Origin of the sequence: Enterococcus sp. AZ149, from assembly GCF_051714285.1 — a bacterium.
GTDB classification, from domain to species: Bacteria; Bacillota; Bacilli; order Lactobacillales; family Enterococcaceae; genus Enterococcus_D; species Enterococcus_D entomosocium.
This window is the reverse complement of sequence record NZ_JBIORO010000001.1, coordinates 2,932,318-2,956,450: the sequence shown is the minus strand read 5'-3', so window position 1 is coordinate 2,956,450 and position 24,133 is coordinate 2,932,318. Positions and strand designations below refer to the sequence as shown.

The window sequence follows — 24,133 nt, the reverse complement described above, 5'->3', positions numbered from 1 at the left end:
ATCCAAATATAAAGCAGACAGTTGCTATTCAGTACCATAAACTGGAAATTCAAGCCTTCTCACAAGAAGAGTGGGAAATGGAGCTCAAGAAAGCATGCTATCTTTTTAGCCATAAACCAGAGAATGGCTGGACAGAGCAACGCAATACCAAACTTTTTAAGATTGTCGATGAAGCAAGTAAAACCATCAGCTATCTGTTTCTCGGCGTGCGAGAAGATATCATTGAGCTACCTTAATAGAGAGACTTAATCGTTCCCGATGTTTTTTTATTTGTTTGCTTAAGTTCATTTTATCCGCTCCTTCTATCATTAGTTTAGGCCAATGTCTGTGTTCTAACGATCAAATGTCTTTGACAATGCCTTGAAATCAAGTGTCAAAATGTTTTTACAGTTGGGTTTATGCTGTTTACACAGCAGTACAGCGTTGATTTTCTTCAACGAATAAGCGACAGTCAGCTTTCTTATTGTTTTTTTTTAGAAGCACCTGCTGGTTTCTTAATAAAGAAAATGATGAAGAGTCTGTGCTGATTTTTAATGTTTGTCTTTATCTATTATTCATTAATTTCGCAAAGATGGGAAGAGGAGAAAACAACTAAGCGTGTGAAAGCATCATTTTTCCATTAGTGGATCTTTAAAGGTCCCTGTGTGTTGAAATGGAGCCATTCAGAAGTCACGTCTGTTTGTTGGTTCTGTTCTAGAAGAAAATCGACTGTTGATAAGCATATCTCCCCATAAAAACGTCTGCTTTGTGCTATACTGAGGCTTTGTAAAAATAAGTTTGTACAAGCAAGCAGCAACGGTTTTTTCATTGATTGCTTGCAAGAAGGAGCGTATACGCAGTGAAAAAACTAAAGGTTCAAGATTTAATTGCAGTGGGGATCTATACAGCGATCTATTTTCTTTTAATGAGCGTCTGTCTATTGATTTTGCGTTTTGTGATCCCAGGTTTTCATAATTTATTTATTCCAGCAGTCACCGCTTTGTTTTCTGGCATTATCTATCTGATTTTATTGAATAAAGTACCGAAATTTGGCGCAATCACCATTATGGGTACCGTGGTAGGGCTCTTTTTTTTGATTTCAGGACATTTTCCATTGGCCTTTTTGCCCAATATGATTTGTGCCTTAACAGCTGATTTGATTCAATACAAAACAAAGCTCAAAGAGAACGTTCGCGTACTGGCGAGTTATATCGTCTTTAGTTTTGGCTTGATGGGCCCGATCTTGCCCCTGTGGTTTATGAAAAATGCCTACATCGATTCATTAGTGGCTCGCGGAAAAGATGAAACCTACATTGCCGGTGTGTTTGCTCATACCTCCAATGTGATGTTGGGGCTTTGTGCATTGGCCGTTTTGATTGGTGCGGTGGCTGGTTTAGGCATTGGTAGCCGCTTGATGGAAAAACATTTTCAACCAACGATCCAATCGCATAAAGGGTGAGGAATGTGTCGAAAACAAGGTTTGATCCCCGCAGCAAATTGGCGGTGATTCTCTTTGCTAGTTTTACTATGATGGTGTCCATTAGCTGGATCGATGAGTTTGTCTTTGTCACGTTCTTGCTGCTGCTATTTTTAGTCAGCGGCTTTTGGAAAAAAGGCCTGATGTTCTATGGCGTGTTTGTCTTGCTGACACTGGCAGATAGTTTTTTGTTTCGCCAAGGAAACCACCTATTGATCGTGTTGCTGGATTTCTTTTCCGTCGGTTATCGCCGCTTATTGCCAACGATCATGGCGGCGGCTTTTGCCATTAGTGGGACGAAGAACAGTGAGTGGATGGCGGCGTTGCAAAAAATGCACGTGCCCAATGTATTATTAGTCCCGCTGGCAGTCTTATTTCGTTTTTTCCCCACATTGGTACAAGATTTCAAAAGTATTCGCCAAGCGATGCGCTTTCGCGGCATCTCGCTGTCGGCAGGATCGATCTTGCTTCATCCACTGCAAAGTGCGGAGTATTTTTTGATCCCATTACTGATGTCGGCTGAAAAGACCGCAACCGAACTGTCGGCTACGGCGCTGGTTCGCGGGTTAGCATCAGAAACTCCCCATACCACCGTCCACGAACTGAAGCTGCGCTGGTGGGATGGCTTGGTCTTTTTAGCATTAGGCGGCTTTATCGTGAAAAGGATGTGGCTTGGATGATCACACTAGAACAAGTGTCAGTGAAACGAGAAAATCGAACCGTATTATCTGAGCTTTCTTTGACAGTCGCAGCTGGGGAAGTCATCGTTTTGTGCGGCGCTAGCGGCAGCGGAAAATCGACCTTGCTCAATGTTTTGAATGGCTTGATCCCTGAGCTGTATCCCGCCGAAGTGCAAGGAAAGATCCGTGTCGGAGAAACAGACTTGCCAGTTGCCGATTTCTCCCATTATGCCCAGACGATTGGCGTCGTCTTTCAAAACCCCAAGACTCAATTTTTCACCACGGATGTCTATTCGGAGTTAGCTTTTTCGATGGAAAATGCGGGCGTCGCACCAGAAAACATTCGGCAGCGAATCACCGAAGTAGCACAGCAGTTTTCCCTGACCCCGTTGCTTGATGCTAGTGTCTTTGACCTATCTGGTGGGGAGAAGCAGCTGATTGCTCTCGCTGCAGCCACGATGCTGCCCCATGATGTGTTCCTATTGGATGAGCCTTCCAGTAATTTGGATCAAGAAGCGATCCAAAAGTTGACTAAAGGATTGGCTTCTTTAAAACAACAAGGGAAAACCATTGTGATCGCCGAACACCGCTTGGCGTATTTGGCGCCACTGGCAGATCGCTTCTGTCTATTAGAAGCAGGACGATTGCGGGCGTCTTATCCAGCAGCTCAGCTTTTGTCACTGCCCGAGGAGGCAATTCACGAGTTGGGATTGCGAAAAGTAGGCGAGGCGGCATTGGAAAATCAGCACTGCCGAGAATCTTTGCCAGAAAAGTCTGGATTAAGGGCAACGCATCTGCAGATCAAGCAATCGAAACGTTCAGCAAACAGCAGAAATTGGGCGCTTAACTTGCCTGAACTACAATTGCCGACGAAGCAAGCTGTGGGGATCGTTGGACCAAATGGTGCTGGCAAAAGTACGTTGGTGCAAGTCCTGTCAGGATTGAAAAAATGCCCAGAAGCAGTATTTGCCATCAATGGACAAAAGCGGACCCAAAAGCAGCTGCTGCAGGAAAGCTTTCTTGTGATGCAGGATGTTAACTTGCAGCTGTTTTTTGAAACGGTGGAAAAAGAGCTGCTGATCAAAGCTCAAAACCCAGCGCGTTTTGAAGAAATTGTCTCATTGTTGCACTTAACACCACTCCTTGCCCGACATCCGCAAAGCTTGTCGGGTGGGGAAAAACAACGAGTTGCCATCGGCAGTGCCCTGCTTTCTGGTAAACGCTTGTTGTTTTTCGATGAACCAACGAGTGGGTTAGATTTGCAGCAAATGGAAGAAGTCGCAAAACTGTTGCGAATAGTTGCCAAAGAAGTTGATTTATTAGCCGTGATCAGTCATGATCGTGAGTTTTTAGCTGAAACATGTCCTTACATGATTCAACTCGAAAAAGGAGAACTTGTTGGCACGTATCAGCTGGCAAAAAATATGGAATAACTGAAAGACGGAGTGAACCTTGGTTCATGCCGTCTTTTTTTGGTCGAACATGAAAAAATCTTCATGTTTTTTTTCTTTCAATCAGTTAGGAAGTTTTGAAAAAATCCGTTATGATAGAAGCAAAACCAGAGGAGGAGCGCATATGACTTTGAAGATCTTGCTAGTAGAAGACGAAGAAAGTTTAGCCAGTTTTATCCAGACCGAATTGACTTTTGAGGGATATGACACGGTCTGGGCCAAAGATGGGCAAGAGGCATTGACCTTGTTCAATCAGCAAGCAAATGCTTTTGATCTGATTTTATTGGATTGGATGCTGCCAATCTATGACGGCATCACAGTGGCGCGGCGGATACGTAAAGAAAGCGACATCCCGATTTTGATGATGACCGCCAGAAATCAAACCGCCGATGTGGTGACGGGGCTTGATGTCGGATTAGATGATTATTTAACGAAACCTTTTGAAATAGAAGAACTGTTTGCCAGAATTCGGGTGATCGAGCGGCGGTTGCAACGAGAAGCCAAACAACAAAAGAACCAGCAAAACCAATTAGTGGCGGGGGAGCTGATGATGGACATCGCCAAGCACTTGGTTCAGGTTGCCGGTGAAACCGTTGAGTTGACGCCCAAAGAGTTTGGCATTTTATATGAATTGATGAAAGAACCCGAGGTCGTCAAAACGAGAGATGACCTATTGAATGAGATTTGGGGCTATGAATACGACGGCCAAACGAATGTTGTAGATGTCTATATCCGCACACTGCGGAACAAGCTGGATGTTTGCGGCAAAGGCAAAATGATCGCAACCGTTCGTGGATTAGGCTATGTCTTGAGGACCGATCATGAAGAATAAATCAGCCAACCAACGTAGAAAAACAGCCCAATTTCAATTGACGAGCCGCTTTTCCTTGATTCTCTTTGGTCTGCTGATTCTCTTCAATCTGCTGTTTATTTTATTATCCGTAGGTTATTTGTTTGAACATATCGAAAATCGTGCCAGCAACATCCTTGAAGCCATCGAAAAAGGTGAGGCATCAGGGGATGCCTGGGACTTTCTCGTCAATGCCTATGTCTCGGCAGATGAAGAAGACGTCCTGCAAGTGATCTTAGCCGACGGCAGTGTCGTTTCATCAGAAGATGCGGAAGAGATTTTTGCCGATATCAATCAAGGGCGAGTGATTCCTTTTCTCGAAGACATCGTTTTTACAGAGGAGGGCATCTATTACACGAAAACCCAAGAAGTCGATGGGGATCAGGTGACGATCGCTATCAATGGGGAGGATAGTGTGGAATTAGCCTATGGCCTCTTTATGATCAGCAGTTTCTTGAATCTGATCGCTGTTGTGATTGGCAGCCTGCTGATTTATTGGAGTGTCGGGAAATGGAGTCAGAAGCTTACTGGTATGGCGCAAGAAATTGCTGCCATTGAACAAAGTCGAACAGGAGAACTGACGGTTTCTGAAGAGCCCATCGAGATTCGTTCGGTGGCATTGGCTTTCAATAAATTGTTGAAAGAACAGCGTGAGACGATCGAACGGGAAAAACGATTCGTTGCCGATGCTTCCCATGAGCTGCGAACACCTTTGGCTGCGATTCGCGGACATGTCCAATTGATCCAGCGGCGTGGAACCAAACATCCCGAAGTCATTCCTTCCTCAATGGCGTTTATCGACAAAGAGTCGAAGCGTTTGGAAACATTGAGCAATCAATTGCTGGACCTAGAAAAAAATCAATCCCAAGATGAAATGACCCTCGTTGATGTTTCTCAGATCGTCCGAGAAGAGTGTGAAAAACAAGCGACGATCGTTCCGCAATCGATTGAATATTTTGTGGAGAACCAGTGTATGAAGCGAGGACATAAACGTGACTTCCAGCAAATCATCCAAAACCTGTTAGAAAATGCCGCGAAGTATTCGCCTGTTGATCAGCCGATTCATGTGACCTTGACACAAGAGCAAAGGCAGTTGTCTTTAACCGTCGTCGATTTTGGCATTGGGATTCCCGATGATAAGAAAGCCTTGATTTTTGAACGGTTCTATCGGGTAGAAGATTCTCGTTCTAGCCAGATTGCCGGTTCAGGCATTGGGCTTTCACTGGTAAAACAGCTGGCAGACAAATATCATGCCAAAATCACCGTGACAGACAATCAACCGCAAGGCAGTATCTTTAAGCTGGCCTTTCCAAATGAAAGAGAAAGATGAAGATTTTTTTAGATTTTCTTCAAGCAATTTTGATTCTTTTTCTTTGGGAACTTGTTATTCTAAATATATAGAAAAAAGGAATACACAAACAATTGGAGGAATGAAACATGAAAAAAACAACTATTTTATTCGGAATTGCCGCATTAGGGTTATTGGCAGGATGTACACAAAACAACACGGGAAATTCAGAACCTGCGCAAAACAGCAGCTCAAGCACAGCAGTTGCCTCATCAAGTGAAACAACCTCATCACAAGCAGCGGACAGCTCTTCAAGCAGTGCAGCGATCGCCAATGGGGGCTTGCCTACGGTGACCGTAGAAGAAGCGATCCAAGTATTCCAAGACAAATACCCAGATGCAGCGATCACTTCGATTGATTTGGATACTTCTTTTGGCAATTACTTCTACCAAGTAGAAGGCGTGGATGAAACGAATGAGTTTGAATTAAAGATCGATGCAGAAACCAAAGAAACTTCTGAAGAAAGAACGGAAAAATTGGATGCCGATGAACAAAACGGTGTCAAAAAAGATGCCGATCAATTGGACCTAACCAACTTGCTTTCATTGGAAGAAATTTCTGATATCGCCGTGAAAGAAGCTGGCGGTGGTCAAGCAACAGATTGGTCCTTAGACAAAGAAATGAATGTAACCTATTGGGAAGTCAAAGTAGAAGATGGCAACAAACAAACAGATGTGAAAATCAATGCCCAAACAGGTGAAGTACTTGAAACAGAATTGGATGACTAATCCTTTTACGCAGTAAAAAAGATAAGCCGCTATCGTCTATGCGCAAAAGACGATAACGGCTTATTTCTTTACGTATGCTGTTTGACTTCAGTTAACGGTTTGACGCGACCACCAATTTTATCTGCAAATGCTTCGGACTGCTTCCGATCTTCAAAGACCCATAACTTGTCTGGAATTTTTTCACGAGTGCGACGACCATCTTTGCCAATGTAACCATGCAAAACTTTAATCACGTACATCGCCATCATCCTTCCCTGAAATTACTTTTGATTATACGAAAGCCGTTTCAAAAAGCAAGGATTTTGACTTAAATAAGTGATCAGAATTGATTATTCTCCTGACAGGGCAGCATAATCAGCAAATCGTTGATGGATTTCAGGAAAACTACGCTTCAGCTGCACGATGCGATTGGTCTCTTTTGCTAAAAAACAATGCTTTGAAGTCCCTGTCGTAGCCAACTGACCATCGCTAGTTTTGTAGATCTCATAGCGAAAATCCAAACGCGTGCCCGTATATTTGTCGACCAAAACATCGATTCGCACCTCATCTTCGTAACGAATCATCGTTTTGTATTGCGCACTGACTTCCAGCACAGGAACGATCAAGCCAGCTTCTTCGATGGTATGATATGGTAAATCCAAAAACGCCAGTAATTCCACGCGGGCCTCTTCAAACCAGCGGATATAATTGGCGTGATGGATGATCGCCATTTGATCGGTCTCATAGTAGTGTGGTTGACGGATATAGCCTGAATATAAAGACATAAAAACAGCTCCTTTCATAGAAACAAAACCTTCGTTATTCAGCATAACGCAAAAAGAAAGAAAAGCAAACAGAAGGAGAACTTCTTTGCGTTGATCACTAGAGAAAACGCTACTGGAAAGCAGCGGAGTGAAAAAGACAGTGAAACACCTTGACTTTTTCATAGCTTTCTTGTAGTTTATAGATAATATCAAAAATCAGTGAAGGATCGAGTACTTTATTCTATTCCTTAAAAGAGAAAACTGCCCCGGCTGAAAGCAGTTTAGGACGTGTAAAGGAAAGACAATCTGGAGATGAACAGAAGAAAAGCTGTTCCGTGACCGAGCGTTAATCGAGAGGAGAAGAACATTTCTCGAATTTAGGTGGTACCGCGTGTAATCAAAACTCGCCCTTGTATAAAAAAACAAGGGCGAGTTTTTTGCTGTGAATCACTATGATTGGCTTGCGGAGCAAGACAGAATAGATGATGAACAGTACTAGGCGACCACAGGGAGCGTAGTAACCATACTAGGAATCACTGGGGTTGGCTTGCGGAGCAAGACAGAGCAGATGATGAACAGTACTAGGCGACCCTAGGGAGCGTAGTAACCATACTAGGAATCACTGGGGTTGGCTTGCGGAGCAAGACAGAATAGATGATGAACAGTACTAGGCGACCACAGGGAGCGTAGTAACCATACTAGGAATCACTGGGATTGTCTTTTGGAGCAAGACAGAATAGATGATGACCAGCAGCAACCAACCACTAAAAGCGCAATAACCCAAAAGCCAAACACGAGAACAACCCACCCACATCAATGAGTAACAAGCAATAGGTGAATAAGCAAACAAGCAATGAAAGCAAAGAACATGGGCAACCATGAAACAAATAGGAGGATGCATACGATGAGTTACCAACGTCCAAAAGGAACCAACGATATTTTGCCAGGAGAATCCGAAAAATGGCAATTTGTGGAAGAAACAGCACGTTTAGTGTTTCGCGATTACCAATTCAACGAGATTCGGACACCGATTTTTGAGCACTTTGAAGTGATTGCCCGCAGTGTCGGTGACACAACGGATATCGTTTCAAAAGAAATGTATGATTTTTACGATAAAGGAGAGCGGCATGTGACGTTGCGTCCAGAAGGCACCGCACCGATCGCTCGTTCTTATGTCGAAAACAAACTATTCGGACCAGAACATACGAAGCCTTATAAAGTGTTTTACATGGGACCAATGTTCCGTTATGAACGTCCGCAAAAAGGCCGTTTGCGTCAATTCCACCAAATCGGTGTCGAAGTTTTCGGTTCAGCAAATCCAGCGACCGATGTTGAGACAATGGCGATGGCAATGGATTTTTATCGTCAATTAGGACTTAGTCAATTGCGCTTGGTCATCAATTCATTAGGTGACAAAGAGACACGCCAAAACTATCGTCAAGCGTTGATCGATTATCTAGCGCCCCATGAAGCGGAGCTTAGTGAGGATTCAAAACGCCGCTTGCATGAGAATCCTTTGCGGGTTCTTGACAGCAAAGACAAGCGAGACCAAAAATTTGTGGCAGATGCGCCATCGATCTTAGACTACTTAACGCCAGATGCCAAGGCACATTTTGAAACCGTAACGAGTATGCTGGATGCGTTGGAGATCCCTTATGAGGTCGATTCGAATATGGTGCGTGGTCTGGATTATTATACCCACACGATTTTTGAGATCATGAGTGATGCACCAAAAATGGGGGCGCAAGCCACCATCTGTGCCGGCGGTCGTTACAATCATTTAGTGGAAGAGCTAGGTGGACCAGAAACACCTGGTTTTGGTTTTGCTTTGGGGATCGAACGTTTATTGATCACTATGGAAGCCGAAGAAGTTGTGATTCCTGCTTTGAATGAGTTAGATGCGTATGTGGTTGGTCTGGGACAAGAAACCAATTTAGAAGCGCTGAAAGTCGTGCAAGCGATTCGTAATTTCGGCTTTTCTGCCGATCGTGATTTCATGGATCGTAAAGCCAAAGCCCAGTTCAAATCTGCTGATAAACAAGGGGCACGGTTGGTTCTGACTCTAGGCGAAACAGAATTAGCAGAACAAGTGATCAATATCAAATCCATGGCAAGCCGTGAAGAAAAACAATTTCCGTTAGCGGATCTTTATGCCCGCTTCGATGAGATCTACGATGAAATGACAACCAAAATGTTTGAGTGAGGAGAAAAAGAATGACAAAACGTACAGTATATTGCGGGTTAGTAAATGAGACCCATTTAAACCAGACAGTGACACTAAAAGGCTGGGTGCAAAAGCGCCGTGACTTAGGTGGCGTGATTTTTATTGACTTACGCGACCGGGAAGGGATCGTGCAAATCGTCTTCAATCCTGAGGTTTCGAAAGAAGCCTGGGAAATCGCGGACAAATGCCGCAGCGAATATGTATTAGAAGTAACGGGTCAAGTCATCAATCGTGCACCAGAAGCCATCAATCCGAAAATGGTGACAGGTGCCTATGAAGTGATGATCAGCGAAATCACGATTTTAAACACTGCAAAAACACCAGCCTTTTTGATTGAAGATGATCAAACCGTTGGCGACGAGATTCGCATGAAATACCGTTATTTAGACTTGCGTCGTCCAAAAATGACGAACAACATCGTGATGCGGGCGAAAACGACGCAAGTGATCCGCAATTTCTTAGACACGAACGAGTTCTTGGATATCGAAACACCTTATCTAGGAAAATCAACACCAGAGGGCGCGCGGGATTATTTGGTTCCTTCACGGATCTATCCAGGTCATTTCTATGCGTTGCCGCAATCACCACAAATTTTTAAACAGTTATTGATGGGCGCCGGCTTCGATCGCTACTATCAAATCGTACGTTGCTTCCGTGACGAAGATTTGCGGGGCGACCGTCAACCAGAATTTACCCAAGTCGATATCGAAACCTCTTTCTTGACGGCAGAAGAAATCCAAACCTATACGGAAGAGCTATTGGCAAAAGTGATGCGAGAAGTCAAAGGCATCGAAGTTACCTTGCCATTCCCACGGATGACCTATGATGAGGCAATGGGACGCTACGGCAGTGACAAACCAGATACACGGTTTGACATGGAGCTTATCGACTTATCAGAAGTTGTGAAAGACGTTGATTTTAAAGTCTTCCAAATGGCTCTTGAAAAAGGCGGCGTTGTGAAAGTCTTGAATGCCAAAGGGGCTGCAGACAAATACTCAAGAAAAGACATGGACAATCTAGGCCATTACGCTGGCCAATTTGGTGCCAAAGGATTGGCATGGGTCAAAGTTGAAGAAGATGGATTGAAAGGACCTATCGCTAAATTCTTGACGGAAGCAACCGACGCGATTATTGCAGCAGCCAATGCGGAAGTTGGCGATATTCTGATGTTTGGTGCCGATTCCTTTGAGATCGTTTCAGCGACGTTAGGTGCGATCCGTAATAAATTAGGAAAAGAATTAGGCTTGATCGACGAGAGCAAATTCAACTTCCTATGGGTTACTGACTGGCCGCAATTTGAATACGATGAAGAAGCAGGTCGCTATGTTTCTGCTCACCATCCGTTCACATTGCCAAAAGAAAGCGATCTGCCGTTGTTAACGACAGACCCTTCAAAAGTCTATGCGCAAGCTTACGATATCGTGCTAAACGGTTACGAGCTAGGTGGCGGATCATTGCGTATCCATACACGGGAAGTGCAAGAGCAAATGTTTGAAGCGCTAGGCTTCTCACGTCGCGAGATGCAAAATCAATTTGGCTTCTTATTGGATGCTTTGGATTATGGTTTCCCACCACATGGCGGCATCGCCCTTGGGTTAGACCGATTAGTCATGCTCTTGGCTGGTGAAGAAAACATTCGCGAAGTCATTGCCTTCCCTAAAAATGGGAAAGCGGCTGATCCAATGTCACAAGCGCCAAGTACCGTTTCGCCAATGCAACTGTTTGACTTGAGCATTGATGTAACAACGGTTGAAGAAAACGAATAAGCGTTAAACCCATGATGAAATGAGTGATGAAATAGAAATTGGTGAATGAATGAAAAAAGTTCATGAGAATTCACCCATTTCTTTCATTGCTCGTTTCTTTTTTTATGTGCTGAAGTATAATAAAGGCAAATCAAAAAAGTGAGGCTATGAAATGCAATGACTCCTCTGTTTAAATGGCTCCCTCATCCGGAATATGCCAACAAACTTTCATTCTCGATCGTGTACGCACTGCTGGCATCGATTGCGGTCAATTTTTTCTATCAGCCGGGCAATATTTATTCCAGCGGCATTACCGGTGTCGCTCAGATCATTACTACGATCTCAAGAGAATGGATCGGGTTTTATATCCCCTTATCCCTTGCGCTATTATTGTTGAATGTGCCATTATTTTTTCTTGGCTGGTTTAAGATCGGCCACAAATTTACGATCTTTACTGGAATCACTGTTTTATTGACATCCTTATTCGTGCAAATTTTGCCAGAAGAAACCGTCACGACGGACCCGATGATCTGTGCGATTTTCGGTGGTGCCATCAATGGAGTGGGGATCGGCTATGCCTTGAAGAATGGTCTTTCTTCCGGAGGGCTGGATTTTGTCAGCATTGCCATCCGCAAACGGACAGGGAAGACGATCGGCTCGATATCGATTTTCTTTAACATTGTTATTTTGTTCGCCGCCGGAATCTTGTTTGGCTGGCAATATGCGTTGTATAGTGCAATCGCGATTTTTGTCAGTGGAAAAGTGACGGATGCGGTCTTTACGAAGCAAAAGAAAATGCAGGTGACGATCATCACTCGCAACCCAGAAGAAGTCATTCAAACGATCCAAAAACATATGCGGCGAGGCATTACCATCATCAATGAAGCCGAAGGAGCCTACAAGCATGACAAACAAACGGTTTTGCTGACGGTAGTCACACGCTTTGAACTGCCGATGCTGCGCAGTGCTATGAAAGAAGCCGATCCAAAAGCCTTTGTTAGTATTGCGGAAAATGTCCAGATTTTGGGTCGGTTTTATGAAGAAGAACTGTAAAAAAGGAGTTGAAAAAAGTATTTCTTTATAGAAGTACTTTTTTTTCGCCAAAAATTAATTTTTTTGAAATATAGCAGATGTTGCTAGCTTTATATGGGGGATTTCTGGTAAATTATGAGAGTATGGAATCAATAGCGTTCATGCTGAAATTGTTTTTTTATGAAACAATTGGATCAATTAGAGAAAAGTGGTTGAAAAATGAATAAACGTTTAAGCACAAGCCGCTATATTACCGGGTTTGACGGCATTCGAACCTTGGCAGTCATCGGCGTTATTTTATATCATTTACTACCTACTCATATGCGAGGCGGGTATTTAGGAGTTCCAGTATTCTTTGTCGTATCAGGTTATTTAATCACTGACTTGCTGAGGCAAGAATGGGATCAAAACGGCAAAATCAAAGTCAAAGATTTTTATATTCGGCGGATGAAACGGCTCTATCCAGGAATGGTGGTGATGCTGCTTATCTCAGCAGCGTATATCACTTTGTTCCAGCGAAACCTGCTGAATAATTTGCGCGGGGTTTTTGTTAGCTCGCTGCTGTATTACAACAACTGGTGGCAGATCAATCATGGGTTATCCTATTTTGATCGGTTCGGCAATGAATCCCCCTTTACCCATCTGTGGTCACTGGCTGTGGAGGGACAGAACTATCTGATTTGGCCTTTAGTGTTTATTTTGTTGATGAAAATCGGCAAGCAGAGGCATCGCGCCTTTAAATTTACTGCCGCAGTCACGATTTTATCGGCAATTCTGTTAGCGGTCCTTTACACACCAGGCGCTGATCCGACACGGGTCTATTATGGAACAGATACGCGGCTCTTTTCGATCTGGATGGGGAGTGCCTTAGCATTCATTTGGCCAAGTACCCACTTGAAGAAAGAGATACCGCAAAAAGCCAAACGGGTCTTAAATATCTCTGGTTTTGCTTCCTTGGCTGGTCTGATCGCAGCGTTCTTTTTCTTAGATGATCATTTGACCTTTGTCTATTATGGCGGCATGTTCTTGATCAGTATCCTATGTACGATTCTTGTGGCAGTCACCGCTCATCCCGGAGCCAGTTTGAATCGTGTATTGAGTAATCCGATTTTCAGTTATATCGGCAAGCGCAGTTATGGGATCTATTTGTATCAATTTCCAGTGATGATTTTTTACGAAGCAAAAGTGGGAAATATCGGTGAGAACGTGCTGATGCACACGTTAGTGGAACTATTCTTGATCTTGTTTATCAGTGAATTGTCCTATCGGTTTATCGAAAACCCAATGCGTAAATTCCAGTACAAAGATACATTCAGAACGGTCCGCGGTTGGTTCAGTAAACCAATTTTTAGTTGGAAAAAACCGTGGTTAGTGCCCAGCTTACTCATTACCCTCGTTGCTTTGTTTGGCGTCGTGACTGCACCGACGAATTATGTCGATGCCCAGCAGCAGCAGTTGAAAGACAACATTGCTGCCAATAAAAAAGCGGCAGAGCAATCGCAAAAGAATGCGAATGCTGAAGGAAATGAAGCGGATGATGAGGCAAACACGAGTGAAGATGAAAAAAATATCATGGAAAAGTATGATTTAACAGCAGCCCAAGTGAAAAAAGCGGAATCTCTTGAAATCACGGCTTTTGGTGATTCTGTGATGCTGGATGCAACGGCTGACTTGAAAGAAGTCTTTACCCAAGCGGTAGTTGATGGGGATGTTGGGCGCCAGCTGTATGCGAGCCCTGAATTGATCAAAGACTTGAAAGAAAAAAATCTTTTGCGGGATACCGTCCTTGTGGGGCTAGGGACGAATGGTTCCTTTACAGAAGCCCAATTTGACAGTTTTATGAACGAGATCGGTGATCGCAAAGTCTACTGGATCAATGTACGGGTACCGACACAGCGTTGGCAAAATGAAGTCAATCGGATGTTGGAGCGCATGGCGGAAAAATACGACAATATGACCTTGATCGATTGGTATGATTTGAGTAATGATCAAGAGTCCTGGTTCTATGAAGATCGGGTCCATCCAAATCCAGATGGCATGGATCAATACGTGAAGCTAGTTGCCCAAACGATTTTACAAGAGGAATAAACAAGAAAAAGACAAACCTTATGCAATCATAAGGTTTGTCTTTTGTCTTAAACGGTATTTTGTAAGAGCATCGTTTTTTTAATCCTTTTCTATCACCGTTAACAAAGACTCAAATAAAATCGCACTAGAAGCCGATCCGGGATCGATATGACCGATGGCACGTTCACCAACATAAGAGGCACGGCCTTTTTTAGCCACTAGTTCTTTGGTATGCTCTTTCGCTGCTTCGATCGTGTCTTTGGTCAATTCACCTTTTTTCAAGGCTTCTGCGACAGGTTGCCACACATCGACCATCGTTTTGTCTTCAAACTCAGCTTTTCCCCGCATTTTGATACCGGTCAAGCCTTCTTCAACGATCGTACCTAATTGTTCAAAGGAGTCGATTGTTTCTAGTTCCTTCGTTGCTTTGGTCATATTCATAAACGCCGAACCATAAAGGGGACCCGAAGCGCCGCCGACTTTTGAGATCATTGCCATCGAGAAGACTTTAAAGGTATCGCTGATCGTCGTTGGCTGTTGTTTGGCATAAGCTTCTTGATAAGCGGCTACGCCGCGTGCCATATTGTTGCCATGGTCACCGTCGCCGATCGGTGTATCTAAATCGCTTAAATAGGCCTTGTTTGCTTCGATTTCTTTCGTGAAGGTATCTAACCATGCTTGCACCGTTTCTGTTGTCAATTGCATCTCTATTCGCTCCTTTACCAGGCTATTGTTGTGACGGTTTCATTTAACGCATCGGTGTGATCCGTTTCGCTGAAGTCGATCAAGGTCAGTGAAAGTCCCTGCATATCGATGGAAGTCATGAAATTGCCGACTTTATGGAAGGAGACAGGGATGTCTTTTTCTGCGAGTAATTTCGCGACATCATTGGCAAAAACGAATAACTCCATTTGCGGCGTACCACCCATACCGTTGATCAAGACACCGACTTTTTCTGGGGTCTTTTCATAATCCGCCAAGATTTTTTCCACCAACTCTTTTGCTAGTTCACGTGAGGGTTTCAGTTTTTCTCGACGGTAACCAGGTTCGCCGTGGATACCCACGCCATACTCGATCTCATTATCGGCTAAGTCAAAACCTGGTTTCCCAACTTCAGGAACTGTTGCCGCTTTTAATGCGACCCCAATGGTTTTGATCGATGCAACCAAGGCATCGCCCAGTGTTTTTAATTCACTTAAGCTGGCACCACTACGTGCAGCTGCGCCTAAAATCTTGTGGACTAAAACCGTACCGGCAACTCCTCGTTTCCCAGCAGTATAGGTGCTATTTTCAACAGCGATATCATCATCAACGACCACGATCTCCGTTGTGATCTCTTCCATTTCTGCCATATCTTTGGCCATCTCAAAGTTCAAGATATCGCCAGTATAGTTTTTGACGATCAACAAGACGCCTTGTCCTTGATCAGAATCTTGGATAGCCGTCAAAATCTGGTCGGGGGTCGGGGAGGTGAAGACATCGCCTAAAACGGCGGCGCTAAGCATCCCATCACCGACAAAGCCAGCATGGGCCGGCTCATGTCCGCTCCCACCGCCAGAAACAAGACCGACTTGTTCTTTTTGATTATTCTTAGCGATCACCCGTGAGTCGGCGACTTGATGGACCAGTTCAGGATAACTGCCTACGATACCAGCCAACATTTCTTCTACGATCATTGAGGGATCATTAATGATTTTTTTCATGCTTCATGCCATCCTTTCTCGGCTGCTTTTTTTGCTTCTGCAACGATTTGCGCCAAATCATCACTAAAACCAGCGGTGATTGCTGCAGCAAAGGCACCTTCCACCAGCGGCGCGTCGATCAGGTGATAGCGTTCTTGTTGCTGAGGTTCCAGCATGTCGTAAGCAAGTTCGGCATTCAAAACGGCACTGCCTAGATCGGCAAAGACTAAGATCAGTTCAGCATCTGCGGATTCGTTGACGGCATCCACGATTTTCGTGGCGTCAGAACCCAGCTCTCCTTCTGCTGTCCCGCCTAAAGAATAGATCGTGACTGACTCGCCATCAGCCATTTCTTCGATCATCTGTTTTAATCCTTCGGTGAGTTGCTGACTGTGAGAAACGAGTAAAATACTTTTTTTCATCCAATTTCACCAACACTTTCTGATTAAATTTGGCTGTTTGACAAGGGGGTTGCCTTTTCCAAAGAAACACCGTCCTTGTTGAAACCGCCTACAGGTTCAGTATACCAAATTTCTTTCTTCTTGTATGGTTGCACCTATGGAGAGGATAAAAAAACAGCATCGTCTTTCTGGACAAAGCAAGAAAGAGCGATGCTGCAAAATCAATTAGGATTGTTTAACGAGCACTTTGGCTGAAAAGCGCTTCGTTAGGAAAGAAAGCCCCACGTACAGGCAGATGTTCAATGCCATCATGCCAAGGAAGTAAGGTAATGTTACGGCGGTCAAGAAACCGACTTCCAGCAATCCGTGGAAAAGCATTGCTGCGACATAGATCCCCACGGTAGTGGTAATCGCTAAGAACAATCGCAATGGATTTAATGGCAAGCAAGCGCGAATCACAGCGATACAGCTGATCCCGATCAACAAATAGTACAACAAGGTCGTCGTATCAAATTGCGACCAACCGTAATCGGTTTGTAAAAAGCGGATCGCAAAGTAATTGACTAACACCAACAAGGCATTTGGCAACGCATTGAGCAAGACTGTCGGCAAGTAACGACCTTTGATCGGTGCTTTGTTTTCTTCAAAGGAAAGGAAGAAAGATGGATAACCTTCAATTGCTAAGTCGATCAATGTGATTTGGATCGGCAAGAACGGAAAGGCGCTGGATGTCAGGATACAAACCAATGAGAGCAAGAAGCTGTAAATCGTCTTGATAAAGAAGATTCCCGACGCTTTGGTCACGTTATTGACGACGCGGCGTCCTTCAAATAAAACATCTGGCAACGTAGTAAAGTCAGAATCCAATAAGACAAAGTTAGCGATTTGACGAGCCGCACTGTCGCCAGCAGCCATTGCAATGCTGACGTCGGCTTCCCGTAGTGCCAACACATCGTTGACGCCATCACCCGTCATGGCAACGGTCCGTTGATTGGCTTTTAATTCTTGAACGAGTAGTTTCTTTTGTTCAGGAGTCACACGACCAAAGACCGTATAGCGTGTCGCAGCTTCTCGGACTTCTGCTTCGGTCGTTAAGGTAGAAAGATCGATGGCTTGATCGGCATTCGCTAGGCCTGCACGATGGGCGATCGCTGCGACAGCTATTGGATTATCGCCAGAGATCACTTTTAGATCGATGCCTTGATCCGCTAAGTAAGCCAAGGTTTCTTCTGCGTTTTGGCGGATGATATCGGATAAAATCAAGACAGCCACCGCTTGTGCGTTGGTTGGGTCAAAGGATGTCGGCGTTTTTGGATCAGTTTCTACGGCTAAAATCAACACCCGTAGACCAGCTTCTTGCGCTTCTATGACTTGCGGCAAGGCAGCAGAGCCGGCGACTTTTTCAGGTGCACCAAGATAGACATTTCCTAGATGTTCAAAAGCCACAGCACCCCATTTGCGCTGTGAAGAAAAGGCAGCGACGTCGATCGGCTGATGATCCGTTAGCTCAGGACAGCCTTGACGCAATGCTTGCATCGTCAAATTGTTATCCGTACTGGCTGCCAAATAATTCCCTAAGAGCATGTTAGGGTCGCTGTCGGCTTGGAGAGGAACGATCGATTCGAGAACCATATGGCCTTCCGTCAACGTCCCCGTCTTATCCAGACAAAGGGTATCGACATGCGCTAAGGTTTCAACGGCATACATGTCTTGGACCAAAATCCGTTTTTTGGCCAATTTAATGACACCTGTCGTCAAGGCGATACTGATCAGCAGGACAAGTCCTTTTGGTAACATTCCTAATAAGGCAGCGGCAGAAACGACGACGGATTCCTTGATCCCAGCATCTCGCATCATAAAGGCTTGGAAGAACAAAATCACCCCTAAAGGAACGATTACATAGCTGGTGAATTTGGATACACTACGGATCGAAGCAAGCAGCTCAGAGCGGATCGGTTTGTGGACCTTTGCCTCATTGCTTAGTTTTGCTGCGTAGTTTTCTGCACCGACATGAAGGACTGTTCCTGTCACTTCACCGCTGACGATGAAACTCCCTGAGAGTAAGGAAGCACCTGCTTCTTTGACAACCAGATCGGCTTCACCAGTCAGCATCGCTTCATTGACTTCGACTAGTCCAGAAAGCACAGTCATATCAGCGGGGATTTGGTCCCCAGCACCAAGAATAACTACGTCCTCTAAGACCAATTCTTTGGCTGAAATCTCATGGATTTGGGCATCTCGAATCACTCGTACCGTTTGCGGTGAAACAAGTGAGAGTTTTTTTACTAAATTACGCGCGTGCAATTCTTGGCTGATCCCAATGGTGATATTCACAAAAATAATCGCTAAGTAGAACATGTTGGAATAGGCGCCTACGGCAAATAAAAAAACGCCAATCAATAGATTGAGAAAATTGAATAATGTCAGTAAATTGTCTTTGATGATCGCAGCAGTTGATTTACTGGTTTTTGTTTCATAATCATTGTGCAACCCCTCTTGGGTTTTCTTGGCGACTTCTGCTGCAGTCAAGCCGGTGGGTAATTGAGTCATAAGCATCTCCATTTCATTTGTTCATTTCTTTCTAATTCCTTTATCTAGTCTAGCATTCGAAAAAGGCAATGCAATCGTTGCGAGGAAAATAACGATAAAATTAATTAAAATCTTAAACAATCAACACGTGTTCTTTTAAAGAAAGAAAAAAACGGGGGGAACAAACCGCACCATCGACTTTTTTCAGGTGCTTACGTATAATAGGGGAAGAGAAAAAGCCGAGAAGCAGATGCTTAGCGGACAAAAGAGGGTAGCGAGCATGTCTTTAAAAGAAAAAATTATTGCAGAAAGCAAGCGGCTTGGCATTGACAAAATCGGGTTTGCTTCAGCGGAGCCGTTTTTGGCATTGGAGCCTTCCTTGCGGGAACAAAAAGCCAAAGGTCATACGTCTGGTTTTGAGCATCCCGTGATCGAAGAGCGTATCTATCCTGAACGGACATTTGAAAATCCGCAAACGATCATTGCGATCGCTTTAGCTTATCCGACAAAAATCAAAGAGAAAGTCCCGCGGGATGAAAAACGCGGCATGTTTGCCCGTGCCTCGTGGGGCATCGATTACCATGATATTTTGCGAGAACGATTGGATCGCTTGATCGCCTTTATCAAAGAACAAGCGCAAACGATGGAAGAACAAGTCGAATGGCGTTTCGCACCGCAAGTCGATACAGGGGAATTGGTGGATGTGGCGGCAGCGCAGCGGGCGGGTCTTGGCTTTATCGGTCGTAATGGCTTGCTGATTACGGAAGAATTTGGTTCGTTTGTTTATCTAGGGGAGATCGTCACTAATATCTCTCTTGAACCAGATGAAGAAGTCCCGTTTGGTTGTGGTGATTGCATGCGTTGTGTGACGGCTTGCCCCACCAAAGCGTTATTGGGCGATGGTCGAATGAATGCCCAGCGCTGTTTGTCCTATCAAACCCAGACGAAGGGTATGATGCCAGAAGAGTACCGCAAAAAGATGCATAACGTGATTTACGGCTGCGATATTTGTCAGCTGGTCTGCCCTTATAATCGGGGGAAAGACTTCCATTTTCATCAAGAGATGGAGCCTGAAGTCGATACCGTTTATCCAAAACTGCAACCGATGCTGTCTTTATCAAACAAAGCCTTCAAGGCACAATTTGGCCATCTATCTGGCTCTTGGCGGGGGAAAAAACCGTTGCAGCGTAATGCCATCATCGCCTTAGCCAATGTAGGGGATCGCAGTGCCTTGCCAGCGATTTGGCGCTGTGCGACAGAAGACGTGCGCCCAGTGATTCGAGGAACGGCTTATTGGGCCATTGGCCAGTTGGGCGTCAAAGAACCAGAAATGTGGTTAGAGCGACTGCAACGGTGTGCAGAGTTAGAACCCGAAGAAGAGGCGCTACAAGAATTGCAGCCTGCCATCGAACGATTGCAAGCAGTCATTACCAAAAGGCAAGAAAAAAAGATATAAAAAAGCAAAACGAGCCCGGGGCCGTTTTGCTTTTTTGTTTAATCTAGTACGTCATCACTTTCGACGATTTCTTCTGAATCCAGTTCAAAATCAGGTGCTGGATGCACACGCTCAGGCAGTTCCATTTCTAACTCGCCGTCTTCTGTATACTGATTGTCGGTATCGGCAACGTCAATTAAAATTTCTTCAGGAAGCTCTTGTTCTAACCGATAGCCTTCTGCATGACGCGCATCGAGTAATTCCAAAAGATGTTGCCACTCGTCTTTCGAGATCACTACAACGTCAATGCCGTCTTTGTTTTGTATCTCCACAACAGAGGAAAGATCGGTGCCGACCGTTTTAATGATCGATTCCAACGACCATTTACTCGTTTCTAAGTCAATTTTTTGTGCCATAAGAATTACTCCTTTTTGTGAAAAATTTTGTCCTACCTTAATTGTAACGGGAAAGTTGCAGAAAACAAAATAGCTTGATTGGGAATCGTCGCTGATATGCGCAAGAACATTTGCACAGCGGCTTTAACCAAGGTAAGATAAGAGCAAGAAGGGAAGGAATAAAAATGACAGAAAAACAGACATTTCATGTGAATGGGTATTTAGCACTGGTTGTGCTAATCGGGTTATTAGTTGGCGGCGGTTATTTGTTTTATCATGGGTTCGTAAATGAGAGCGTTCTCGAAATCGTTCTCAGTTTTCTTTTATGGATCGTTTCGTTTCTTTTCCTTAGTTCGTTAACGATCGTACAACCCAACCAAGCCAAAGCGATCCTCTTTTTTGGGCAATATTTAGGAACCATTAAAGACAACGGCTTGTTTGTGACAACCCCATTAACCCAAAAAATCAATGTTTCATTGAAAGTTCGCAACTTTAACAGTTCGCTGTTGAAGGTCAATGATTCAGACGGAAACCCGATCGAGATCTCGGCAGTGGTGGTATTTAAAGTTGTAGATACCGCTAAAGCATTGTTTGATGTCGATTATTACCAAGACTTCATTGAGATCCAAAGTGAAACAGCGATTCGTCATATTGCGACGCAATACCCTTATGACACGTTCAATGACGATGATCTGACGTTGCGAGGCAATACAAGTGAAGTCTCGGAGGAGCTGGCAAAAGAATTGCAGGAACGATTAGCTGTTGCTGGGGTCGAAGTCATAGAGACCCGCTTAAATCACCTCGCGTATGCGACTGAGATCGCTAGTGCGATGCTGCAGCGCCAACAAGCTAAAGCAATTTTATCAGCACGGCAAATCATTGTTGAAGGAGCCGTCTCCATGACACAAATGGCGTTAGAACAAATCGAAGACGGACAGGACATCAATTTCACAGATGACCGCAAAGTCCAACTGATCAATAATTTATTGGTGTCGATCATTACCGATAAAGGCACGCAGCCGGTGATCAATACGGGCGATGTCAAAGAGAAAGGAGTGTAGTATTTGAAGAAACTTTACATCAAACAGAAGGTTTTCAGCATCGGCGAAAAATTTACCGTGACCGATGACTTACAAAACCCTCGCTATTATGTCGAAGGCAGTTTTTTTAAGATCCCGAAAAGTTTTACGATCTTCAATGAGCAGCAGCGACCGATCGCGGAGATCACCAAAAAAGTGTTCAGTTTATTACCAAAATTTTTTGTGGAAGTCCACGGCCAAGAAGCGATCGTTTTAGAAAAACATTTCACATTTTTTAAAGCCCGCTATTCCATCAGTGCAGAAGGCATCGATGTGGACGGCAATTGGTGGGATATGGATTTTGTGGTCAACCGCAACGGCAAGCGGATCGCAGAGATCCACAAAAAATGGATCTCTTGGGGCGATACCTATGAAGTCGTGATCTATGAAGAAGATCTAGATGACCTGATCATTGCATTAGTGGTAGCCATCGATCGCGTCAAAGCAGATGATGCCGCAGCATCAAGTTCAGCAAGTAGTTAGAAAAAAAGGAGCGATGTGCATGTTATACGGTTCGATTGAAGCAGGCGGCACAAAATTTGTGTGTGCCATTGGCGATGAAGAAATGACGATCAAGGAAAGAATGAGCTTTCCGACAACGACACCTGAGGAAACAATGCCTTTAGTCATTGATTTCTTCAAACAATACCAAGCAGATTTAGCAGGGATTGGGATTGGCTCATTTGGGCCCATCGATATCCATCGCGATTCTGCCACTTATGGGTACATTACCTCAACCCCGAAATTGGCATGGCAAAATTTTGATTTCATCGGTACCATGAAAAAAGAATTTCCGATCCCGATTTCTTGGACAACAGATGTCAATGCGGCTGCCTATGGTGAGTATGTCTTCGGCATTGGCAAAGGATTGAGCAGTGTCGTTTACTATACGATCGGTACAGGTGTTGGCGGCGGTGCCTTACAAGAAGGGCGCTTTATCGAAGGGTTTAGTCATCCAGAAATGGGGCATATGCTGGTCGTCCCTCATCCAGAAGATGACTTTGCTGGCAGCTGTCCATTTCATGGCAACTGTCTAGAAGGGATGGCCGCTGGACCCGCCATCGAAAAACGCTTAGGGAAAAAAGGACAAGAGGTTGCAGAAGATGATCCTTATTGGGAAATCGAAGCCTCCTATATTGCTCAATGTGCCTACAATACAACTTTGATGTTTTCTCCAGATGTGATCATTTTTGGTGGTGGTGTGATGAAGCAACGCCATATGCTGCAAAACGTCCACGACGCATTTGCAAAATTGGTCAATGGGTATGTTGAAACACCTGAGTTAAGCAAATATATCGTGACCCCAGCATTGGAAGACAACGCTGGAACCCTCGGTTGTTTGGCATTGGCTCGAGAAGCGGTCTTACATTCATAAACGAAAAAACGGATCATACTCTTCGGGTATGATCTTTTTTTACAGCGTATCAGTGGCGCTTTTGGCGACTTTTTGTATACTTAAGCTGAGGTGAAAAAGAATGAAATTAGCTGTTCGAAAAAGAAAAATCGGAAATATTCCGGTCTTAGAAGTCGTACCTGAAGAAATGATTTATGAGCCGCTGCCATTGATTATTTACTATCATGGCTGGCAGACGAGTAAAGAATTAGTTTTGACACAAGGCAGAAAGTTGGCTAGAGAAGGTTTTCGGGTGGTCTTGCCCGATGCAGCCAATCATGGGGAGCGCAAGACCCAGCTATCGGAGATTCCTTCTTTAACTTTTTGGCAAAGTATCCAAACCAATCTATTTGAGTTTTCTTACTTAGTCGATTTTTTTGAAAACCTTGGTTTGGTCAACGGGCAGATCGCAGTTGGCGGAGTCTCTATGGGAGGGATGACCACGTGCGGTTTATTGTGCCAGCATCCAGAAATCACAGCGGCAGCTTGTATCATGGGTTCTCCTTCCATGTTGAAATACCGTGACCGCATCCAAATGCACGCTGGCGCTGCTGGGTTCTTTGTACCCGAGGATTATGGTCAGCTTTTAAGCTGGATGGATGCTTACGATCTGTCTTCTCAACCAGAGAAATTAGGACAGCGTCCTCTTTTGTTTTGGCATGGTACCCAAGACGAGAAAATTCCTTATGCTGATGTGGAAGCCTTTGTGGCAGAAAATCCAGAAGCAAATCTGCAGTTTATCTCGCGAGAAGAACGCCATCTGGTGCGTGGAGAAACGATGGATCAAGTCACAGCTTTTTTCGTGGCAGAGCTCAATCAAACCAATCCATGACACTGTTTGCTCAAAGAAAAAGATTGTGTGAAAAGGTACAAGCATAAAACTCGTTTTTTGTCA

General features: G+C 44.3%; 23 protein-coding genes and 1 other annotated feature. Of the genes, 16 read left to right on the top strand and 7 right to left on the bottom strand.

The annotated features are described in order from the left end of the window. Positions 1 to 77: 77 nt before the first annotated feature. The 7 genes from IGI94_RS13645 (at position 78) to IGI94_RS13615 (ending at position 6,513) form a co-directional block, all read left to right on the top strand. Entirely contained in the window at positions 78 to 236 is a 159-nt protein-coding gene (locus IGI94_RS13645; protein ID WP_225869312.1) for a hypothetical protein, read from the top strand. Positions 237 to 838: 602 nt separating this feature from the next. Continuing rightward, entirely contained in the window at positions 839 to 1,438 is a 600-nt protein-coding gene (locus tag IGI94_RS13640) for an MptD family putative ECF transporter S component (protein WP_005233871.1), read from the top strand. After that, on the top strand, positions 1,435 to 2,136 hold the full coding sequence (locus IGI94_RS13635; RefSeq protein WP_008379524.1) for an energy-coupling factor transporter transmembrane component T: 702 nt from the start codon (positions 1,435 to 1,437) through the stop codon (positions 2,134 to 2,136). The genes IGI94_RS13640 and IGI94_RS13635 overlap by 4 nt, the downstream gene beginning before the upstream one ends. Continuing rightward, positions 2,133 to 3,569, top strand: a complete 1,437-nt coding sequence (locus IGI94_RS13630) for an ABC transporter ATP-binding protein (protein WP_061053305.1) — start codon at positions 2,133 to 2,135, stop codon at positions 3,567 to 3,569. Before IGI94_RS13635 ends, IGI94_RS13630 begins: the two co-directional genes overlap by 4 nt. A gap of 142 nt (positions 3,570 to 3,711) precedes the next feature. Beyond that, positions 3,712 to 4,419 (top strand): response regulator transcription factor, encoded by a 708-nt coding sequence (locus tag IGI94_RS13625; protein WP_438899881.1) that lies wholly within the window; start codon positions 3,712 to 3,714, stop codon positions 4,417 to 4,419. Next, a complete protein-coding gene (locus tag IGI94_RS13620) occupies positions 4,409 to 5,767 on the top strand; it encodes a sensor histidine kinase (protein WP_438899880.1) in 1,359 nt (452 codons plus the stop codon). Before IGI94_RS13625 ends, IGI94_RS13620 begins: the two co-directional genes overlap by 11 nt. 107 nt (positions 5,768 to 5,874) lie before the next feature. Continuing rightward, complete coding sequence (locus tag IGI94_RS13615; protein WP_061053303.1) at positions 5,875 to 6,513, top strand: PepSY domain-containing protein; 639 nt, start codon at positions 5,875 to 5,877, stop codon at positions 6,511 to 6,513. 68 nt (positions 6,514 to 6,581) lie between these two features. Here the strand turns inward: IGI94_RS13615 and IGI94_RS13610 are convergent, their stop codons facing one another. Next, positions 6,582 to 6,752, bottom strand: a complete 171-nt coding sequence (locus IGI94_RS13610) for a hypothetical protein (protein ID WP_008379536.1) — start codon at positions 6,750 to 6,752, stop codon at positions 6,582 to 6,584. 90 nt (positions 6,753 to 6,842) lie between these two features. Beyond that, a complete protein-coding gene (locus IGI94_RS13605) occupies positions 6,843 to 7,277 on the bottom strand; it encodes an acyl-CoA thioesterase (RefSeq protein WP_008379539.1) in 435 nt (144 codons plus the stop codon). A gap of 189 nt (positions 7,278 to 7,466) precedes the next feature. After that, positions 7,467 to 7,671: a binding site (T-box leader), on the top strand. A gap of 489 nt (positions 7,672 to 8,160) precedes the next feature. Here IGI94_RS13605 and hisS point away from each other — a divergent pair. The 4 genes from hisS (at position 8,161) to IGI94_RS13585 (ending at position 14,345) form a co-directional block, all read left to right on the top strand. After that, entirely contained in the window at positions 8,161 to 9,459 is a 1,299-nt protein-coding gene (gene hisS, locus IGI94_RS13600) for a histidine--tRNA ligase (protein WP_034872142.1), read from the top strand. 11 nt (positions 9,460 to 9,470) lie between these two features. After that, positions 9,471 to 11,246 (top strand): aspartate--tRNA ligase, encoded by a 1,776-nt coding sequence (gene aspS, locus IGI94_RS13595; RefSeq protein ID WP_008379543.1) that lies wholly within the window; start codon positions 9,471 to 9,473, stop codon positions 11,244 to 11,246. Positions 11,247 to 11,402: 156 nt separating this feature from the next. Beyond that, on the top strand, positions 11,403 to 12,278 hold the full coding sequence (locus IGI94_RS13590) for a YitT family protein (RefSeq protein ID WP_005233887.1): 876 nt from the start codon (positions 11,403 to 11,405) through the stop codon (positions 12,276 to 12,278). A gap of 198 nt (positions 12,279 to 12,476) precedes the next feature. Continuing rightward, positions 12,477 to 14,345 (top strand): acyltransferase family protein, encoded by a 1,869-nt coding sequence (locus tag IGI94_RS13585; RefSeq protein ID WP_005233891.1) that lies wholly within the window; start codon positions 12,477 to 12,479, stop codon positions 14,343 to 14,345. Between the two features lie 78 nt (positions 14,346 to 14,423). Here the strand turns inward: IGI94_RS13585 and dhaL are convergent, their stop codons facing one another. From dhaL to IGI94_RS13565, 4 genes are all read right to left on the bottom strand, one after another. Continuing rightward, positions 14,424 to 15,029, bottom strand: a complete 606-nt coding sequence (gene dhaL / locus IGI94_RS13580) for a dihydroxyacetone kinase subunit DhaL (protein ID WP_005233893.1) — start codon at positions 15,027 to 15,029, stop codon at positions 14,424 to 14,426. A gap of 14 nt (positions 15,030 to 15,043) precedes the next feature. After that, a complete protein-coding gene (gene dhaK / locus IGI94_RS13575; RefSeq protein WP_438899879.1) occupies positions 15,044 to 16,027 on the bottom strand; it encodes a dihydroxyacetone kinase subunit DhaK in 984 nt (327 codons plus the stop codon). After that, positions 16,024 to 16,428: a dihydroxyacetone kinase phosphoryl donor subunit DhaM gene (gene dhaM, locus IGI94_RS13570; RefSeq protein ID WP_005228160.1), complete on the bottom strand. Its 405-nt coding sequence runs from the start codon at positions 16,426 to 16,428 to the stop codon at positions 16,024 to 16,026. The genes dhaK and dhaM overlap by 4 nt, the downstream gene beginning before the upstream one ends. 204 nt (positions 16,429 to 16,632) lie before the next feature. Beyond that, a complete protein-coding gene (locus tag IGI94_RS13565) occupies positions 16,633 to 18,957 on the bottom strand; it encodes an HAD-IC family P-type ATPase (RefSeq protein ID WP_034872141.1) in 2,325 nt (774 codons plus the stop codon). Between the two features lie 259 nt (positions 18,958 to 19,216). On the opposite strand from IGI94_RS13565, the gene queG reads away from it, so the two are divergent. Beyond that, entirely contained in the window at positions 19,217 to 20,392 is a 1,176-nt protein-coding gene (queG, locus tag IGI94_RS13560) for a tRNA epoxyqueuosine(34) reductase QueG (protein ID WP_087664601.1), read from the top strand. A gap of 38 nt (positions 20,393 to 20,430) precedes the next feature. Here the strand turns inward: queG and IGI94_RS13555 are convergent, their stop codons facing one another. Next, on the bottom strand, positions 20,431 to 20,787 hold the full coding sequence (locus IGI94_RS13555) for a hypothetical protein (protein WP_087664602.1): 357 nt from the start codon (positions 20,785 to 20,787) through the stop codon (positions 20,431 to 20,433). Positions 20,788 to 20,951: 164 nt separating this feature from the next. On the opposite strand from IGI94_RS13555, the gene IGI94_RS13550 reads away from it, so the two are divergent. The 4 genes from IGI94_RS13550 (at position 20,952) to IGI94_RS13535 (ending at position 24,070) form a co-directional block, all read left to right on the top strand. After that, on the top strand, positions 20,952 to 21,827 hold the full coding sequence (locus tag IGI94_RS13550; protein WP_438899878.1) for an SPFH domain-containing protein: 876 nt from the start codon (positions 20,952 to 20,954) through the stop codon (positions 21,825 to 21,827). 3 nt (positions 21,828 to 21,830) lie between these two features. After that, on the top strand, positions 21,831 to 22,328 hold the full coding sequence (locus tag IGI94_RS13545) for an LURP-one-related/scramblase family protein (protein WP_005233908.1): 498 nt from the start codon (positions 21,831 to 21,833) through the stop codon (positions 22,326 to 22,328). 19 nt (positions 22,329 to 22,347) lie between these two features. Then, positions 22,348 to 23,220 (top strand): fructokinase ScrK, encoded by an 873-nt coding sequence (scrK, locus tag IGI94_RS13540; RefSeq protein WP_438899877.1) that lies wholly within the window; start codon positions 22,348 to 22,350, stop codon positions 23,218 to 23,220. A 100-nt stretch (positions 23,221 to 23,320) separates the two neighbouring features. Beyond that, on the top strand, positions 23,321 to 24,070 hold the full coding sequence (locus IGI94_RS13535; RefSeq protein WP_176257009.1) for an alpha/beta fold hydrolase: 750 nt from the start codon (positions 23,321 to 23,323) through the stop codon (positions 24,068 to 24,070). The last annotated feature ends 63 nt before the right edge of the window (positions 24,071 to 24,133 follow it).

What these genes read in the sequence shown, in the direction of transcription:
- IGI94_RS13550 (WP_438899878.1), top strand. Translation starts at nt 20,952, where the DNA reads ATGACAGAAAAACAGACATTTCATGTGAATGGGTATTTAGCACTGGTT.
- IGI94_RS13555 (WP_087664602.1), bottom strand. Translation starts at nt 20,787, where the DNA reads ATGGCACAAAAAATTGACTTAGAAACGAGTAAATGGTCGTTGGAATCG.
- IGI94_RS13645 (WP_225869312.1), top strand. Translation starts at nt 78, where the DNA reads ATGGAGCTCAAGAAAGCATGCTATCTTTTTAGCCATAAACCAGAGAAT.
- queG (WP_087664601.1), top strand. Translation starts at nt 19,217, where the DNA reads ATGTCTTTAAAAGAAAAAATTATTGCAGAAAGCAAGCGGCTTGGCATT.
- hisS (WP_034872142.1), top strand. Translation starts at nt 8,161, where the DNA reads ATGAGTTACCAACGTCCAAAAGGAACCAACGATATTTTGCCAGGAGAA.
- IGI94_RS13590 (WP_005233887.1), top strand. Translation starts at nt 11,403, where the DNA reads ATGACTCCTCTGTTTAAATGGCTCCCTCATCCGGAATATGCCAACAAA.
- IGI94_RS13610 (WP_008379536.1), bottom strand. Translation starts at nt 6,752, where the DNA reads ATGTACGTGATTAAAGTTTTGCATGGTTACATTGGCAAAGATGGTCGT.
- scrK (WP_438899877.1), top strand. Translation starts at nt 22,348, where the DNA reads ATGTTATACGGTTCGATTGAAGCAGGCGGCACAAAATTTGTGTGTGCC.
- IGI94_RS13625 (WP_438899881.1), top strand. Translation starts at nt 3,712, where the DNA reads ATGACTTTGAAGATCTTGCTAGTAGAAGACGAAGAAAGTTTAGCCAGT.
- IGI94_RS13615 (WP_061053303.1), top strand. Translation starts at nt 5,875, where the DNA reads ATGAAAAAAACAACTATTTTATTCGGAATTGCCGCATTAGGGTTATTG.
- aspS (WP_008379543.1), top strand. Translation starts at nt 9,471, where the DNA reads ATGACAAAACGTACAGTATATTGCGGGTTAGTAAATGAGACCCATTTA.
- dhaM (WP_005228160.1), bottom strand. Translation starts at nt 16,428, where the DNA reads ATGAAAAAAAGTATTTTACTCGTTTCTCACAGTCAGCAACTCACCGAA.
- IGI94_RS13620 (WP_438899880.1), top strand. Translation starts at nt 4,409, where the DNA reads ATGAAGAATAAATCAGCCAACCAACGTAGAAAAACAGCCCAATTTCAA.
- dhaK (WP_438899879.1), bottom strand. Translation starts at nt 16,027, where the DNA reads ATGAAAAAAATCATTAATGATCCCTCAATGATCGTAGAAGAAATGTTG.
- IGI94_RS13565 (WP_034872141.1), bottom strand. Translation starts at nt 18,957, where the DNA reads ATGACTCAATTACCCACCGGCTTGACTGCAGCAGAAGTCGCCAAGAAA.
- dhaL (WP_005233893.1), bottom strand. Translation starts at nt 15,029, where the DNA reads ATGCAATTGACAACAGAAACGGTGCAAGCATGGTTAGATACCTTCACG.
- IGI94_RS13605 (WP_008379539.1), bottom strand. Translation starts at nt 7,277, where the DNA reads ATGTCTTTATATTCAGGCTATATCCGTCAACCACACTACTATGAGACC.
- IGI94_RS13630 (WP_061053305.1), top strand. Translation starts at nt 2,133, where the DNA reads ATGATCACACTAGAACAAGTGTCAGTGAAACGAGAAAATCGAACCGTA.
- IGI94_RS13535 (WP_176257009.1), top strand. Translation starts at nt 23,321, where the DNA reads ATGAAATTAGCTGTTCGAAAAAGAAAAATCGGAAATATTCCGGTCTTA.
- IGI94_RS13585 (WP_005233891.1), top strand. Translation starts at nt 12,477, where the DNA reads ATGAATAAACGTTTAAGCACAAGCCGCTATATTACCGGGTTTGACGGC.